Source organism: Asaia astilbis JCM 15831, from assembly GCF_000613845.1.
Classification (GTDB): Bacteria; Pseudomonadota; Alphaproteobacteria; order Acetobacterales; family Acetobacteraceae; genus Asaia; species Asaia astilbis.
Window position 1 is genome coordinate 82,484 of record NZ_BAJT01000002.1, and the last position, 15,804, is coordinate 98,287.

Sequence of the window (15,804 nt, forward strand, 5' to 3'; positions counted from 1 at the left end):
TCGAACACGGAGCGTTTCATGGAAATCATAGACAGACGCCCCAATCCGCATGGCAAGAACACCGAAAACCGCCAGCGCGTTCTCTCAAGGGCGCGTCAGGCCATTCAGTCAGCCGTACGGGACGCTGCAGCGCAGGGGCGTATACGAGAAATCGGGCAGGATAGCGCGGTATCGATCCCGGCAGATGTTCTCCATGAGCCGAGTTTCCACCGGCAGTTCAGTGCAGGCGCGCGGCACTATGTGCTGTCTGGCAACAAGGAATTCGTCAAAGGCGACCGGCTTCGCCGCCCTCCAGGGGGAGAAGGGGCGTCAGGCGGTCAGGGCAGTGGAGCGGGCGAACAGGGCGGCGGCGAAGATTCCTATCGCTTCGTCTTATCCCGTGAGGAGTTTCTCGATCTTTTCTTCGACGATCTGGAGCTCCCGGATCTCGTCAAGCGTGAGGCCGCTGCGACGACCTCCATGGCGACCAGCCGTTCAGGGCTCACCAGTGACGGTTCCCCCTCTCAGATCGATCTCGGGCGGACGATGCGACGCTCAATGGGGCGTCGCATCGGACTCAAGCGGCCCAAGCCTCAGGAACTGATCGAGATCGAGGCAGAAATTTCGACGCTCGAAGCAGAGCGCCCGCTCTCCGACCCGCAATTCCTTCGTTTGCAGGAATTGCGAGAGAGCCGCATCCAACTAAGACAGAGGCTTGCCCGCATTCCCTGGGTTGATCCCGTCGATTTACGATATCGGCGGTTCACCCCGGTGCCCAAACCGACGACACAGGCCGTTATTTTCTGCATCATGGACGTTTCTGGCTCCATGACGGAAAAGATGAAGGAACTGGGCAAGCAGTTCTTCATGCTGCTGCATGTTTTTCTCGAGAAGCGGTATGAAAAGCTCGAGATCGTCTTCATTCGCCATGCGGAAACAGCCGAAGAGGTCGATGAGGATATCTTCTTCACGGATCCCCGCACGGGTGGCACCGTCGTCTCAACAGCACTCGAACTGACGCATGACGTTCAGAACGAGCGTTTCCCCGCAGATAAATGGAACATCTATGTCGCGCAGGTATCGGATGGGGACAACATCTCATCCGATATGAGCAAGGTCGGCCGCCTGATGGCAGAAGCGATTTTACCGGTTGCCCAGTATTTTGCGTATGTCGAAGTCAGTCTGGGTGGAATGCTCCTGAGAAGCGAAACAGATCTCTGGCGGGGCTATAAAGCATTGCCGAGACAATGCCGCATCTCGCCATGCGTCAGGTTCAAGACCGTCGCGATATCTTTCCCGTCTTCAGAGATCTGTTCGCCCGTCGCATGGCCGAGCGGGCAGGGGAGTAAGACATGCTCTACACGGGTACTGACTGGACCTTCCCAATTCTGAAAAATTGCTTCAGCGAGATCGAACGCATCGCCCACGAAGAGCTGAAGCTCGACACCTATCCTAATCGTATTGAGATCATCACATCCGAGCAGATGCTCGACGTCTATACGTCTCACGCATGCCGATCAGTTATCCGCACTGGTCTGCGGGCAAGCGGTTTGTCTCTCATGAGAATGCCTATCGCCGCGGTTTGATGGGTCTGGCCTATGAGGTTGTCATCAATTCAAGCCCCTGCATCAGCTATCTGATGGAAGAGAATTCCGCCACGATGCAGGCGCTGGTGATTGCCCATGCGGCATTCGGTCACAACCATTTTTTCAAGAATAACCGGCTCTTCAGAGAGTGGACAGATTCCACTCAGATCCTCGATTATCTCGAATTTGCACGTGGTTATGTGGCGCGATGCGAAGAGCGATATGGCATCAAAGCCGTTGAACGGATCCTCGATGCGGCTCATGCGCTGCAGAATCAGGGGGTCGATCGCCACACGGGCAATAAGCGCCTCGATCTACGACAGGAGCAGGAACGGGCTCGAGAACGACGCGCCTATGAAGACGAACAGTTCAACGATCTGTGGCGGACTCTGCCGGAGGGTCAGAAAAAGGGCGAGGGCAAAACAGACCAGATCGACGCGGCAGCAGCGCTTGGGCTCCCGGAAGAAAACATCCTCTATTTTCTGGAGAAAAACGCCCCACGTCTTGCCAACTGGGAGCGTGAGCTCATCCGTATCGTACGGCTAATCGCTCAGTATTTTTATCCTCAACCTCAGGTGAAACTCATGAATGAAGGCTGCGCCACATGGGTGCACAACTTCATCATGCATCGCCTGCACGACAAGAAACAGATCGATGACGCGGCAATTCTGGAGGTGATCCATTCCACCAGCAACGTCATCACCCAACGAGGCTTCGATGAAGGGGGAGGGCCTAACTTCAACCCTTACGCTCTTGGTTTTGCCATGATGACCGACATTGCCCGGGTGTGCACCGACCCGACCGAGGAAGACCGTCTCTGGTTTCCGGGTCATGCCGGCAATCAGGATCCGATCGGCACACTCCACCATGCCTGGGCTGAATACCGGATGAGAGCTTCGTGCAGCAATTTCTGTCGCCGAAGGTCATACGCGATTTTCGTCTGTTTCGCCTTGAAGACGATTTGACCCAGCCTTATTTGCTGGTCGATGCCATCCATGATGAAGCAGGTTACCGTGACGTGCGACGCAGCGTTGCGTCATCCTACGATCCCGGCTTGCTTGCGGAAGAGATCGAGATCGTCGGGGTCGATCTGACCGGTGACCGGATATTGCGCCTCGAGCATCGGACGCGACCCGGTAAACTCCTGCAGCCCACAGATGCACGATTGACGCTGGAACATCTGAGCGCGCTCTGGGGATACGGCGTTATCCTCAAGGAGGTCGATAGTCAGACCGGTGCCGAACTCGGAAGCTACGCGCTGGCATAAGCGCCGCAGCAGATTTTGAGCTTAAACTGAGAGACAGCCTTCGTGCTGTCTCTCACATGGATATACGAGTTGGCATAATATATCTTATCGAACTCTTATATATGAGAGAGGGCTACCACTCGAACCGTCACCACGCGTCTCGCAGCTTTCATTTATCTGCAGCTGACGACCCCGCCTAAACGAACCCAAACGAACGTCAGAGGCGTTAGGTGCCTCTGACGCTTGTTGCATGTCAGCTTGGCTTGGTCTCGTCCTTATCGACCGCATTGATCTGCTCACGCGCCGGAATGAACGGCTCCTTATCGCCGCCCAGCACAAGCGAAAGACGATGACCATCGACAAGCCGTGCTTCCGCGCGTTCATCGATGGTGCGTCTCACGATCGGATAATCTTCCACAACGCGACGAAAGAGATGCGCCGGAATAGCAAGTAGATGACAGAACTGCATCGTGCGCACGGTTCCACGGGAGACACTGTGATTGACCAGAGCAGCTGCGCCGATCAGATCCCCTGCCCCATACTGAACATCCTGCTCGGCCATATGAACCTCGGCCAGACCGGCCACGACAGCATAGACCATCTTGATCTTGCCGTTACGCCGCATCAACACCTCACCCGGCGAGGCAAAACGCAGCGAGATATTCATCGCGAGATCATGCAGGACACCATCGGGCACACCCCGAAACGCCGGGAATGACCGCAGACGTTGCTCAATACCGCCCTTGAGGTTGAACCGAAGCGGCTTTTCGAGACGTTCCTGACGCTTTTCGACGTCTTTCAGAAGTTCGCGATGCAGCTCTTCACTGACAAGATTATCCGAGAGAAGCTCGTCATATTCTTCTTCTTCGAGCCGCAGCGCGATCTGATGAAGGATCCGGCTTTCGAGTGCTTCTGAATAACCCTGATAATGCAGCCGCATCATCTCAAGCGCATCATCGAGCATACGACGTTGGCGGCCAAGCACTTCAGAAACGATTTCACTGATGCGCGACCCAAGCGTTGGCTCAAGCCTCTCATGCATGAAGCGTGTCAGTGACAGCGAGACAAGATGGGCAATGATAAGCATCTCGAACCGCTCGGACATGCAATACATAAGCGGCTTGTCGATGTGAAAGCGCTGATGCAGCATCTGAGCAATACGGAACCGCAAGGTCGGTCGAAGACGACGACGCAGCGCCCTCACATAACCATAACGCCCCTCTAGCCGGGCTCCATCGACCATGGCTTCGGAAGACCGCAGCAAGGTTTCCATGACGCGGCGCGACAGGCCACGGATGCGGAATAGATCGAGCAGCAATGTCCGTTCGCGATTGGCGATCGTGATCAGCGCCAATGTCACACGCTGACGATCACCAAGAGCCGTGTCGAAGGTGTTCGCTTCGCTCTCTTCCTGCGCACGCCTTTCGATCTGGCCGATGATCGTCTTCTGGGTCCCTTCTCCGAAGCCAAGCTCGTCGGCAAGACCATGAGTGCGTTCCGCAACCTGAGCCAGACCGCTGCTCAGCACCTGATGACGCATGGCCTGATCGATCGCCGGCAGCTGATCGAGCTTCAGGAAAACGACGAGATAACGGAGCGTCGTACCGTTCACCAGCAAGGTGATGAGCACGAAACCTGTTGCGATAATTCCGATGAAATGCGCGGTCGAGGTCGAAACACGCTGGTTTTCGGTTACAGCCAGGGCCAGAGCAAGCGTGATCGCACCGCGCAGACCGCCCCAGACCATGGTCGTCTTAAAAGGGTTCGGAACGGGTGGTGACAGCTTGGCCGCTGCCAGTATGGGAAGCAGCCCGAAGACAACGGCGCCTCGCGCCAGCAGGCCCGCAACGGTCGCAATCAGAATCAGGACGCAATCCCAGCGTGTCATGCCGATCAGAAGACGCGGCACGAGCATCGATGCCAGGACGAAAACAAGCGATCCGGCCCAGAAGACGAGCTGGACCCAGAGTTCGTTCAAGAAGCGCCAGACCTGAGGTCTGAATGTCGATGGGCCATAGACCGAGAGCGTCAGACCAGAGGCTGCGGTCGCCACCACACCCGAGAAACCCAGGAACTCGTCACAAAGGATATAAACGACGTAGGGTAGCGCTAGGGTCAAGGTGACCTCGGCAGCCGTGGAGCCTCCCAGGCTGGCGATCAGGAGCAGCGTCAACCGCCCTACCGCCACACCAACAACGATAGCGCCGCCAAATGACGCAAGAAAGTCGATGACCGTCTCGCCAAGCTCGATGTGACGATGCGAAGTGACCGAGGCAAGGAGAATAGAAAAAATTGCGATGGCCGCGGCGTCGTTCAGGAGGGCCTCGCCCTCAACCAGACGTGTCAGGCGAGATGCTGCTCCGATTTCTCTAAAAATTCCCGCCACGGCCGAAGGATCCGTCGTCGCTACGATCGAACCCAGCAGCAGACAGACCACCATGGACTGGCCTGCAAACGGATAGAGAGCCCCTCCGATGGTCAGGGTCGAGACGAGAACGGCAACGACTGCGAGAAGGAGTACGGTCGCCGTCTCATGGGCCAGGCGCCTGACATCGATTGCCAACGCTCCCTGGAAGACAAGGATCGGCAGGAAGATGAGCAGAAAGGCTTCACTATTGATCGGGAAGTAGAGAAGTGTCTCAGCCGCACCGTCAAAAATCTCGGTCAGAGACGAACGCAGCAGCAAATCGGCCGCAGCGCCAATTCCAATACCGGCAAGGGCAAGAAGAACCGTTTCCGACACCTCGAGCCGTCGGGCCAAAGGCTGCACTGCGCTGATGAGCACCATCAGAAGCGCCAGCGCCAAAATAACGGCAGCCAGTCCCGTCACCATCATGCCTGGGTATTCTCCATCTTTTCCTGTTTCGTCGGTACTCTATACGCGAAGCTTCAACCTCAGGCGAGGGCGAGCTCTCAATTCCGAGAGAAATATTACATCATTTCAGCTCGAACAGGCCTTGAGCCATTCTGAAACCTGCGCCTCCGGATCTGCTGAAGCGATAAAATCGGACACAGCCGCGACACTATCCGCACCAGCAGAAAGGCAAGACGCTGCCCGGTCTTTGGTGATGCCGCCTATGGCGACCAGCGGCATGGCTGGGCCGATGATCCGGCGCCATTCGGACAGTTTCTCAACGCCTTGCGGTCCCCAGATCATCTTTTTCAGCTTCGTCTCCCAGATCGGACCGAGCGCAACATAGTCCGGTTCGACCGAAAGCGCCCGATCCAGCTCCTCATGCGAATGGGTCGAAATCCCAAACGAAATCCTTGCCGCTCTGATCTGCTCCAGATCGGCCGTATCGAGATCTTCCTGCCCGATATGGATGTAATCGATGCCGAGCTCGAGGGCGAGCTCCCAGTAATCGTTCAACACCAACCGCACGTTATGCCGTGCCGCAGCCTCCTGGCCTTCGATGACCTGAGCGCGCAAAGTTTCTGAATCCAGATCCTTCAGACGCAGCTGGATGAACCGGGCACCGGCCGCTCCGAGACGCTCGATCCAGCGGGGATGATCCACAACGGGGTAGATGGGAGAAGGAAGTAGACCAGTCATGAGGCGAAAACTGCCTTTCCAAGAGTAGGCGTTGAGGGAACGGCCATGTCGCGAGCCTCCATCGGGTCCGCTGCGCGAGCCAGTTTTCCGACCTCACACGCCAGATGGAAGGCCTGCGCCATTCCAACCGGATCTCCCGCCTTGGCCACAGCCGTGTTGATCAGAATGGCATCATATCCCAGCTCAAAAGCGGTAACCGCATGAGATGGGCGTCCTATCCCTGCGTCGATCACCATGGGAATTTCCGGAAAATGCGCGCGCAAAGCGCGTAGTCCGAAAAGGTTATTCAGTCCCCTGCCCGACCCGATCGGTGCGCCCCAGGGCATCAGGACTTCACACCCTGCCCGCAAAAGCCGCTCGGCGACCACGAGATCCTCTGTCGTGTAAGGAAAGACCTTGAACCCTTCCTCGGTCAGAAGCCGCGCGGCCTCAACGAGAGCGAAGACATCCGGTTGAAGCAGATCGCCCTGACCGATGACCTCGAGCTTGACCCAATCTGTGCCGAACACCTCACGTGCCATCTGGGCGGTGGTAATCGCTTCACGGACCGTGTGGCAGCCAGCTGTGTTAGGCAGCACGGGGACCTGCAACCCGCGGATCAACTCCCAGAAGGCCTGCCCGGCTTGCGAGCCAGCAGATTCCCGACGCAGCGAAACTGTCACGACACCCGGCCGCGCAACCCGCACTGACTCAGCCAGGATTGCCGGACTGTCATAGAGGGCCGTCCCCAGCATAAGCGGAGATGTCAGCTCTGTTCCATAGACTCGCATGACTTATCCTCCTGCATCGGCGCGAGGATCTCGAGTTTCTCGCCCTCTCGCAGTATCCGGGTGCTTCTGGCAGAGCGTGGCACAAAGACGCCATCAATCGCGGTCGCCACTTTCGCCTCGCCATAGCCCAGCTCGACGAGCGCTTCGGAGAGAACGCCACTCTGAATGCGCGTTCTCTCGTCATTGACCATGATCTCCATGGCGGATCTCCCTGTTTCAGACTCAGATATAGCACGATCCCAAGGCAATCGCCCGTGCAGGGAGATACGATCACAGGAGACCGCTAAACACCCCCGCCCTTAAAAAAGTTCAGGCCTGGTCGCCAAATATGATCCCCGCGGCTTCCGCTGCTCTGGCGGGCGATAGCAGAAATCCGTGACGATACATGCCGTTGACCGAGAGGCGCTGCCCGTCACGATGCACACGAGGGACATTGTCGGGATAAGAGGGGCGAACCCCGGCATTGGCCTCGATGATCTCAGCCTCTGCGAAAGCCGGGTGCAGTGTATAAAGGGCATTGAGCAATTCACTCATAGCCCGCACTGTGATCTCACGGCTGTCATCGCTTTCGACCATCGTCGCGCCCACCATGAAAACTGACTGCGCCCTCGGAACGATGTAGATCGGGATGCGAGGATGCAACATGCGCACAGGCCGATGCAGCGTCACTTCGGGACAGCGCACCAGAATCATCTCCCCGCGCACGCCACGCAAGTTCGTTTCCGTCTCGCGTGCGTTGAGCCCTGTGCAATCGATCACCCAATCGAAAGAGCCGTCCTTCACCGAGCTATCGAGCCTGATCTTTCCCCCGAGCGTCAGAAGGCGCTCCCTGAGACCGGAGAGTGCACAACGGGGATCTACATGCCCCTCTTCCGGAAAATACAGAGCATGGTCGAAGCGCCCCTCAAGATCGGGCTCCAGTTCGGCAATGCGCGCGCTACCCAGAGTTTCAAAATGGCTGGTGCGCCTGCCGAAACGCGAGAGCTCGACCTGATCCCGAGGCGGAGCGACGACGAGGCTACCATTACGCACGACGCCCGGCACATGGTCGGCCCACCAGGAGAGCGACTGTAGTGAGTCGCGGGTAACTTCAGCGGGAGCTGCCTCTGCTTCGCACCAAGGGGCCAGCATCCCTCCAGCGTACCACGACGCACCGCTTCCGATACGAGGGCCAGCTTCAGAAAGCGTGACCCGCGCGCCGCCCTCGGCAAGGGTGACAGCGGTGACAAGACCGGAGACCCCGCCTCCCTGGATGAGTATCGTCGGTCCCGACCCCGCCATGTGACTACCCCTCGTCTGTTCCGCGACAGGTTACTCCACGGTTACCGATTTGGCGAGATTGCGCGGCTGATCCACATCTGTGCCGCGACGCAAGGCCACCTCATAGGCGAGGATCTGCACCGGAATGGTGTACAGAATAGGCGCCACAAACGGATCCACGTCGGGCAGGATCACCATATGTTCGGCAATCCCACTCAAGCGCTCCGCGCCCTTCTCGTCAGTGAAGGCCATGATGCGGCCGCCTCGAGCCTTTGCTTCCTGGATATTCGACAGGGTCTTGTCGAACAGGATGGTCGACGGCGCGATGACCACAATCGGCACGTCCTTGTCGATCAGGGAAATCGGACCGTGCTTCATCTCACCTGCGGCATAGGCCTCGGCGTGGATGTAAGAGATTTCCTTGAGCTTCAGAGCGCCCTCAAGAGCGACAGGGAAGCAGATACCGCGACCAAGATAGAGGACGTCACGCGCTTCCGCGACCGATGTCGCCATATCCTGAATGGCGCCCTGTCGAGAGAAGACCTCGGCTGCGCGTGACGGCAGATCGAGGAGGCTGGCCAGAAGATCGGCTTCGCGTTTGGGCGACATGGTGTCGCGCGCGCGCGCGATGGCGATGGTCAGAACGGCCAATACCGAGAGCTGCGCGGTAAACGCCTTTGTGCTGGCAACCGATATCTCGGGTCCAGCCACCATACCCAGTACAACGTCGCTCTCACGGCCCATCGTGCTTCCCTCGACATTGAGGATGGATACGATGTGCTGCTGCCGTTCACGAAGCTGCGCAAAGCGGCCAGAGTATCGGCGGTCTCGCCTGATTGCGAGATCATGAGCGCCATGCCTCTGGGCGTCAGCGGCGGATTGCGATAACGCAGCTCGGACGCCACATCGATATCGACCGGCAGGCGCGCCTCGGCTTCAAGCCAGTAGCGAGCGACGAGCCCGGCATAGAACGCTGATCCACACGCCGTGATCACCGCGCGCGGCAACTCTGCCATGTCGAACGGGAAGTCCGGCAGGTTGATGGCACGGGTGACCGGGTCGATGATGCGCTGAAGGGTCTGACCGATCACCACCGGGTGTTCGTGCAGCTCCTTCTCCATGTAATGGCGATAGCCGTCCTTACCGACGGCTCCGGCAATCAGGGCAATTGTCTGGACAGGACGCTGGACGCGCTGATTTGTCGCGTCGAAGAACTCCACGCTATCCGGCTGCAGAACACACCAGTCGCCGTCATCGAGATAGGCGATGCGTCTTGCAAGGGGCGCCAGAGCAAGGCTGTCGGAGCCAAGAAACATCTCTCCTTCGCCGAAGCCGACGGCAAGAGGGGCACCGTGTCGTGCGCCAATCATCAGCCCCTCATGCCCGGCAAAAATCATCGCAATGGCATAGGCACCCTGCAGACGACCAAGCGCCTTGCTTGCGGCATCTCGCGGCGACAGTCCCTGATCGAGATAGAAATCAACGAGTTGGGCCACACACTCCGTGTCGGTCTCGGACGTGAACTGACGTCCGACCGCGAGCATCTCAGCCTTGAGTTCCTCGTAGTTCTCGATGATCCCGTTATGGACGATCGCGACGCGACCCGTCGCGTGGGGATGTGCGTTGGCTTCGTTCGGAAGGCCATGGGTCGCCCAGCGGGTGTGCCCGATCGCAGTTACCCCGGTGAGGGGCTGCACATCCAGCAGAGCCTGAAGATTGTCGAGCTTTCCGGGTGCGCGCCTTCTTGAAATCTGGCCGTCAACAAGGCTCGCAATACCGGCTGAGTCATACCCGCGATATTCGAGGCGACGCAGCGCCTCGACGACGAGCGGCGTAGCATTCTGATGCCCGACAACACCACAGATTCCGCACATCAGCGCTGTTCCTTTTTCGCACGAAGGGCCTCTTTCAGAAGACGCCCCCGTTCTTTCTTGTTGATCTGCGTGGCACGCCCCAAGGCGAGAGCTTCTGGCTCGACGTCTTTCGTGATCACGCTGCCGGCAGCAATAAGGGCATGGTTGCCAATTGCAAGGGGAGCCACAAGGATGGAATCCGACCCAACAAACACATCCTCGCCGATTATCGTGCGATGCTTGAAGACGCCATCATAATTGCAGGTGATCGTCCCTGCTCCGACATTGGTTCGCGCGCCAATCGTCGAATCCCCCAGATAGGTGAGATGATTGGCCTTGGCGCCGTCTCCCAGTTGCGTCGCCTTTAGCTCCACGAAGTTACCAACATGCGAGGCGACGCCGCAGGTAGTGCCCGGCCTCAGACGTGCATAGGGACCGATCAGCGCCTCACGTCCGACAACACATCCTTCCAGATGGCTGAAGGCTCGGATACGGGCCCCGCTCTGGACCGTCACACCGGGGCCGAAAACCACATTCGGCTCAACAACCACATCAGGCTCGAAAACCGTATCGGCACTTAGAAAGACGGTCTCCGGAGCGACGAGGGTGACACCGGCATCCATCGCCGCCAGACGCAGGCGCTTTTGCAAACTGGCTTCAGCGCCAGCCAGTTCGGCGCGCGAATTGATTCCTGCCAGTTCCTCAGCAGGCGCTTCGACGTGATGAACCTCGCCTTCCTTCGCTGCCTGAGCAACGACGTCGGTCAGATAATACTCGCCTTGTGCGTTATCATTTCGAAGAGCAGCCAGCCAGCGACGCAGAGCTACAGCATCGGCACAGAGAACACCCGCATTGCACAGGGTCACGGCACGCTGGGCCTCGGTCGCATCTTTCCATTCGATAATCTCGCGGACCGAGCCTTCCTGCACGATGACACGTCCATAGCGACCTGGGTCAGAGGGGCACATTGCGAGAAGCGAAAGGATTGTTCCCTGTGCGCGGCGGGTCTCCAACAGATCCCGCATTGTCTGTTCCGTGATCAGCGGGTTATCGGCATAGAGGATCGCGACGTCCCCCTCGCCAAAAAGCTCTTCCGCCATTCTGGCCGCGTGACCCGTACCCAGACGATCTTTCTGGACAACACAGGGCCAGGGCGCTGCTGCTGCCTCAAGAGCGGCCATGTCGGGACCGACCACGACAACAATCCGATCGAAAATATTTTTCGCTGTTTCAATAAGATGGGCGATCATTGGTCGCCCCCCTAACGGATGCAGCGCTTTCGGGAGAGAGGAGCGCATGCGTGTCCCGAGACCTGCCGCGAGAATGACGGCGGTCGTGGGTTTGTGATGGCGGACGGTCTGGCCGTCGGAGGAAGATGATGATGTCATACTATGACGTGGCGTAGCCAACACGGCCGAGGCCTGTCAAACGGCATTCCTGTCACTTCGGGTTGCCGATTATTGCATCACCCTCCAGCCGAAGGAAAACCCTGTTGAATAATGCACTTAGAAGCGCCGTTTTCGACCTTGACGGCACTCTAATCGATAGTCTGCCTGACCTTGCCGAGAGCGCGATCGAGCTCGCTCGCTCCTACGATCTGAGCCCACCCGACGAGCACGCGATCAGATCCATGATCGGCGACGGTGCACGTCGGCTGGTCGATCGGGTGCTGGCGCATGGCGGAAACGAAGCGAGCATTGATCGCGACGAGGCAACGCGACGGTTTCTGGAACTTTACGAGCCTCGCGCAACACTCAAAACGACGCTTTTTCCTGAAACGAAAGAAACCCTCGCGCTCTTGCGCAGCCGCGGCATCGCCTGTGTCATCTGTACGAACAAGCCAGCCAAAGCGGCTCAAGCCATTGTCGAAAAATTGGGTCTTTCGGCCCTCATAGACGCAATCGGTGGCGGAGACAGTTTTGCGTTGCGTAAACCGGACCCGGATCATATCCGAAAGACGTTAGGCATGGTCAGCGCCGAAACAGACACCGCAATCATGATCGGTGATCATCGAAACGATATCAGCGCAGCAAGAGCTGTTCCCATGCCATCTCTTTTTGCCAGCTGGGGATATGGTGATCGTGCCATGGCAGATCATGCGACCGCAATCGCCGGAAACATGGCGGAGGTGCCGCGTCTCATTTATGATCTTTCCGGAGCTGACTGATCATGAAAACGCCGAGGGCCTGTCAAAAGACCTTCGGCATGAATTTGTGTTACTGAACGCTCGGTAGGTGATCGAGAACGGCGGTCATCTTGCCGAGCTTGGGATGCTCGAATTCAACCCTCACCGCAGTGAGCCCAATTCCCGGCAGATCCTGAAACCAGGCCGCTCCCGGATGGGGTGCCTTCATGACCTCGAGATGGGATGAGTCCTTGATGAAACCGGCCTCCTGCTGGCCGACAAACTCGCAACGCAACGCTGGGCCCTTGAACTCCTGACTATAAGATGTGGGCACATCCCCGGTGAAAGGTCCGTGAGACGTCATTGCACTCAGGCGCAGCCCGTCGAAAACATGGGCGCTACCTTCGCATTTTCCCGTACGGCGCACGGTTTCAAGAAGAAGCGCCATGGCACTCAACGTATCCACGGCATGCCCCAGTCGGCCTGTGGCACCGGTTCGCGATCACTCTCAAGAGGATCCAGTGCCACGATCTGAGGCGTATCATTGGCGTAATGCAGGACCACGCTGCGGTGCTTGCCTCTTGAGTACCCCTTGCTCTCGTACTCGATGGGCTCGACGCGATCCTGCTCGAAATGGCCTTGCGCCGTGCTCTGGATATCCATCCTCAGAAAAACACTGAGAAATCCACCCGCATGCAACGTCGTGCGTATGCCGTAAGCCAGATCGGTCAGATTATAATCGGCCGTGGCATCGACCACATGAATACCGTGATTGTAGACACGGTAAACAGCCGTCGTCTGTCCCGCGCCCACAGCCTTGGCACCTGCTGACGCCTGAGGCTGGTCTGCTGCACTGGCTGCATTGAAACCCAGAGCCGCAGCGCTGACGAACAGGGCCGCCCCTAACGCCTTAAACGTCAAGATTGGCGACCTTCTGAGCATTGCCCACGATAAAGTCACGCCGCGGCTCAACCACATCGCCCATCAACGTGGAGAAGACCTGTCCAGCATCTTCGACATCCCCCACCCGGACCTGAAGCAGGATACGCGTAGCGGGATCGAGCGTGGTATCCCAAAGCTGCTCGTTATTCATTTCGCCAAGGCCTTTGAAGCGGTTAATGGCAAGACCCTTGCGGCCTTGCTGCAACACGCGCTCAAACGCCATTGACGGGCCGGTGAGCTCAAGATTCAAACTGTCCAGAGAGAGTTTGGTTGAGCCTTGGAAGTCATCGGCCACCCGGCTCCCGTCTCCGGAGAGCCAGCGCGCCTCTGCTGATCTCAGCAGCGCCGCATCCAGCGTATAGACTTCACCCACGCCCCGGACGGTACGCGCAAGGCGTAGTCCACCCTCTTCGGTCGGGCCAACGATCCAGCCTCTTTCGTTGGCCGGTGAAGTTTCGTCCAGCCGGGCCTGCAGAACGGGGGCACGCTCCTGGGCCCGGTCATGACCCAGAGAAAGGGCACGAGCAACATAGGCCTGCTCGAGCACCCAGACCGGAATTTTGGACGCGAGGGCAGCGAGGGTCTTGGCGACCTGACCCATTGCCTTGACGCGCTCCATGAGCGTTTGCCCCTCGAGCACCGTCCCATCGGTCAGGGTGAGCGACGCATTCGCCAGGGCCTTATCGAGCAGATATTGCTCAAGCGCCGCATCGTCCTTCAGGTAACGCTCCTCATTGCCTCGCTTGGCACGATAGAGGGGCGGCTGAGCAATGTAGAGATAGCCCTTTTCGATCAACTCGGGCATCTGGCGGAAGAAGAATGTCAGCAACAATGTCCGGATATGCGATCCGTCCACGTCAGCGTCCGTCATGATGACAATCTTGTGGTAGCGCAGTTTTCGATCGAAAACCGCCCTGATCCACATCGCCACGACCGATCCCGGTGCCGAGTGCCGTGATCAATGTGCCAACTTCAGCCGATCCGAGCATACGGTCGAAACGCGCACGCTCAACGTTGAGAATCTTGCCCTTGAGCGGCAGAATGGCCTGAAAGCGACGATCCCGCCCCTGCTTTGCCGTGCCACCTGCAGAGTCACCCTCGACGATGAAGAGTTCGGCCTTGCTTGCGTCACGCTCCTGACAATCGGCGAGCTTGCCCGGCAGGGAAGACACATCAAGCACGCCCTTGCGGCGAGTCAGTTCACGCGCCCGACGGGCAGCGTCACGGGCAGCGGCGGCCTCATTCACCTTGGCGATGATCGCCTTGGCTTCGCGCGGATGGGTCTCGAACCAATGACCGATCGCATCGGCAGCCGTCATATGCACAACGGGCTGCACCTCGGACGACACAAGCTTGTCCTTGGTCTGGGACGAGAATTTGGGATCGGGCACCTTGACCGAAAGCACGGCCGTCATGCCTTCGCGCATGTCCTCGCCAGTCAGAGCAGCCGAATTCTTTGATGATCCATTATCGGCATACTTGCCAACAATGCGGGTCAGCGCCTGCCTGAACCCGGCCAGATGCGCGCCACCGTCGCGTTGCGGAATGTTATTGGTAAAGCACAGCATCGTTTCATGGAAGCTGTCATTCCATGTAAGCGCGAACTCGACCTTGATACCGCTCTCGGCATGATCGATGGAGCCGATGATGGGGGGCGACACGATGGAGGATTTGCTGGCGTCGAGATACTCAACAAAAGCGCACAGACCGCCTTCGAAGCAGAACACCACCTCCTTGTTGTCTGCATGACGCTCGTCGCGCAGAACAATCTCAAGGCCTGAATTCAGAAACGCCAGTTCGCGCATGCGGCGCTCGAGAATGGCGAATTCGAACTCGACCTTCGTAAAAGTCTGTTTGCTGGGTTTGAACGTCACCAGCGTCCCGCGAGACTCACTGCTGTCTCCAACAACCGCGAGGGCGTCGTCGCGCTCACCATGTTGGAACCGGATGAAGTGCTCTGTGCCGTTACGCCAGATACGGACTTCCATCCACTCGGAGAGCGCGTTGACCACAGCCGCGCCGACACCGTGGAGGCCACCAGACACCTTATAGGAGTTCTGATTGAACTTGCCGCCAGCGTGAAGCTTGGTCAGCACGACCTCGGCCGCGCTCACGCCCTCTTCTTCATGCATGTCGGTTGGAATACCGCGTCCGTTGTCACGCACGCTCACCGATCCGTCGCCGTTGAGGGTCAGGGTACATCGCGTGGCGTGACCCGCCTGGGCTTCATCAACGGCGTTATCGATGATCTCGAACACCATGTGATGGAGCCCCGAGCCATCATCCGTATCGCCAATATACATTCCTGGGCGTTTACGTACCGCATCGAGCCCCTTGAGAACCGAAATGGAAGAAGCGCCGTAATCGGCATCGTCAGCTTGGTTTTCAGGCAACTCGGTCGGACGGATCTGTTCGGACATGCTGGCGTGACGCTCCTACTCGCAACAAGCCGTCAATATAGCCCCTCTCCTCTTCTGCCGCTAGGGCACA

The 15,804-nt window shown here is 58.2% G+C and carries 11 protein-coding genes and 3 pseudogenes; 4 read left to right on the forward strand and 10 right to left on the reverse strand.

Going from position 1 to position 15,804, the window contains the following annotated elements; all coding sequences use genetic code 11:
- Nucleotides 1–18: 18 nt before the first annotated feature.
- The 3 genes and pseudogenes from JCM15831_RS15840 (at nucleotide 19) to JCM15831_RS24160 (ending at nucleotide 2,832) form a co-directional block, all read left to right on the forward strand.
- A complete protein-coding gene (locus tag JCM15831_RS15840) occupies nucleotides 19–1,371 on the forward strand; it encodes a YeaH/YhbH family protein (RefSeq protein WP_306301802.1) in 1,353 nt (450 codons plus the stop codon).
- Nucleotides 1,332–2,553: pseudogene (locus tag JCM15831_RS15845) on the forward strand (SpoVR family protein); the annotation flags it as partial. The gene JCM15831_RS15840 and the pseudogene JCM15831_RS15845, both read left to right, overlap by 40 nt.
- A gap of 30 nt (nucleotides 2,554–2,583) precedes the next feature.
- On the forward strand, nucleotides 2,584–2,832 hold the full coding sequence (locus JCM15831_RS24160; RefSeq protein ID WP_456303423.1) for a hypothetical protein: 249 nt from the start codon (nucleotides 2,584–2,586) through the stop codon (nucleotides 2,830–2,832).
- Nucleotides 2,833–3,064: 232 nt separating this feature from the next.
- Here the strand turns inward: JCM15831_RS24160 and JCM15831_RS01860 are convergent, their stop codons facing one another.
- The 7 genes and pseudogenes from JCM15831_RS01860 to glmU all read right to left on the reverse strand — a co-directional run bounded on the left by JCM15831_RS01860 (nucleotide 3,065) and on the right by glmU (nucleotide 11,635).
- Nucleotides 3,065–5,647 carry a cation:proton antiporter gene (locus JCM15831_RS01860; protein ID WP_025822302.1) on the reverse strand — a complete coding sequence of 861 codons (2,583 nt, stop codon included), beginning with the start codon at nucleotides 5,645–5,647 and terminating at the stop codon, nucleotides 3,065–3,067.
- 105 nt (nucleotides 5,648–5,752) lie between these two features.
- Nucleotides 5,753–6,364 carry a thiamine phosphate synthase gene (gene thiE / locus JCM15831_RS01865; RefSeq protein WP_025822304.1) on the reverse strand — a complete coding sequence of 204 codons (612 nt, stop codon included), beginning with the start codon at nucleotides 6,362–6,364 and terminating at the stop codon, nucleotides 5,753–5,755.
- The gene (locus JCM15831_RS01870; protein WP_025822306.1) at nucleotides 6,361–7,134 is read right to left on the reverse strand and encodes a thiazole synthase; all 774 of its coding nucleotides are present in this window, start codon (nucleotides 7,132–7,134) and stop codon (nucleotides 6,361–6,363) included. Before JCM15831_RS01870 ends, thiE begins: the two co-directional genes overlap by 4 nt.
- Nucleotides 7,110–7,334 carry a sulfur carrier protein ThiS gene (gene thiS / locus JCM15831_RS01875; RefSeq protein WP_025822308.1) on the reverse strand — a complete coding sequence of 75 codons (225 nt, stop codon included), beginning with the start codon at nucleotides 7,332–7,334 and terminating at the stop codon, nucleotides 7,110–7,112. The genes JCM15831_RS01870 and thiS overlap by 25 nt, the downstream gene beginning before the upstream one ends.
- A 109-nt stretch (nucleotides 7,335–7,443) precedes the next feature.
- On the reverse strand, nucleotides 7,444–8,415 hold the full coding sequence (gene thiO / locus JCM15831_RS01880; RefSeq protein WP_025822310.1) for a glycine oxidase ThiO: 972 nt from the start codon (nucleotides 8,413–8,415) through the stop codon (nucleotides 7,444–7,446).
- A gap of 30 nt (nucleotides 8,416–8,445) precedes the next feature.
- Nucleotides 8,446–10,268 (reverse strand): annotated as a pseudogene (glmS, locus tag JCM15831_RS15850) (glutamine--fructose-6-phosphate transaminase (isomerizing)).
- Nucleotides 10,268–11,635 (reverse strand): bifunctional UDP-N-acetylglucosamine diphosphorylase/glucosamine-1-phosphate N-acetyltransferase GlmU, encoded by a 1,368-nt coding sequence (glmU, locus tag JCM15831_RS01890; RefSeq protein WP_035773634.1) that lies wholly within the window; start codon nucleotides 11,633–11,635, stop codon nucleotides 10,268–10,270. Before glmU ends, glmS begins: the two are co-directional and overlap by 1 nt.
- A 104-nt stretch (nucleotides 11,636–11,739) precedes the next feature.
- Here glmU and JCM15831_RS01895 point away from each other — a divergent pair, with 104 nt between their 5' ends.
- A complete protein-coding gene (locus tag JCM15831_RS01895) occupies nucleotides 11,740–12,414 on the forward strand; it encodes an HAD family hydrolase (protein WP_025822314.1) in 675 nt (224 codons plus the stop codon).
- 49 nt (nucleotides 12,415–12,463) lie between these two features.
- On the opposite strand, the gene JCM15831_RS19800 is transcribed toward JCM15831_RS01895, so the two are convergent.
- From JCM15831_RS19800 to gyrB, 3 genes and pseudogenes are all read right to left on the reverse strand, one after another.
- On the reverse strand, nucleotides 12,464–12,838 hold the full coding sequence (locus tag JCM15831_RS19800; RefSeq protein WP_156938692.1) for a hypothetical protein: 375 nt from the start codon (nucleotides 12,836–12,838) through the stop codon (nucleotides 12,464–12,466).
- Nucleotides 12,826–13,293: a DUF3108 domain-containing protein gene (locus JCM15831_RS19805; protein ID WP_051528235.1), complete on the reverse strand. Its 468-nt coding sequence runs from the start codon at nucleotides 13,291–13,293 to the stop codon at nucleotides 12,826–12,828. The genes JCM15831_RS19800 and JCM15831_RS19805 overlap by 13 nt, the downstream gene beginning before the upstream one ends.
- Nucleotides 13,283–15,734, reverse strand: a pseudogene (gene gyrB / locus JCM15831_RS15860) (DNA topoisomerase (ATP-hydrolyzing) subunit B). The gene JCM15831_RS19805 and the pseudogene gyrB overlap by 11 nt, the downstream one beginning before the upstream one ends.
- Between the last annotated feature and the right edge of the window lie 70 nt (nucleotides 15,735–15,804).

Bases quoted from the DNA above. Each gene is read 5' to 3' on its own strand.
- JCM15831_RS15840 (WP_306301802.1), top strand. From the start codon at position 19: ATGGAAATCATAGACAGACGCCCCAATCCGCATGGCAAGAACACCGAA.
- thiE (WP_025822304.1), bottom strand. From the start codon at position 6,364: ATGACTGGTCTACTTCCTTCTCCCATCTACCCCGTTGTGGATCATCCC.
- thiS (WP_025822308.1), bottom strand. From the start codon at position 7,334: ATGGAGATCATGGTCAATGACGAGAGAACGCGCATTCAGAGTGGCGTT.
- thiO (WP_025822310.1), bottom strand. From the start codon at position 8,415: ATGGCGGGGTCGGGACCGACGATACTCATCCAGGGAGGCGGGGTCTCC.
- glmU (WP_035773634.1), bottom strand. From the start codon at position 11,635: ATGACATCATCATCTTCCTCCGACGGCCAGACCGTCCGCCATCACAAA.
- JCM15831_RS01870 (WP_025822306.1), bottom strand. From the start codon at position 7,134: ATGCGAGTCTATGGAACAGAGCTGACATCTCCGCTTATGCTGGGGACG.
- JCM15831_RS01860 (WP_025822302.1), bottom strand. From the start codon at position 5,647: ATGATGGTGACGGGACTGGCTGCCGTTATTTTGGCGCTGGCGCTTCTG.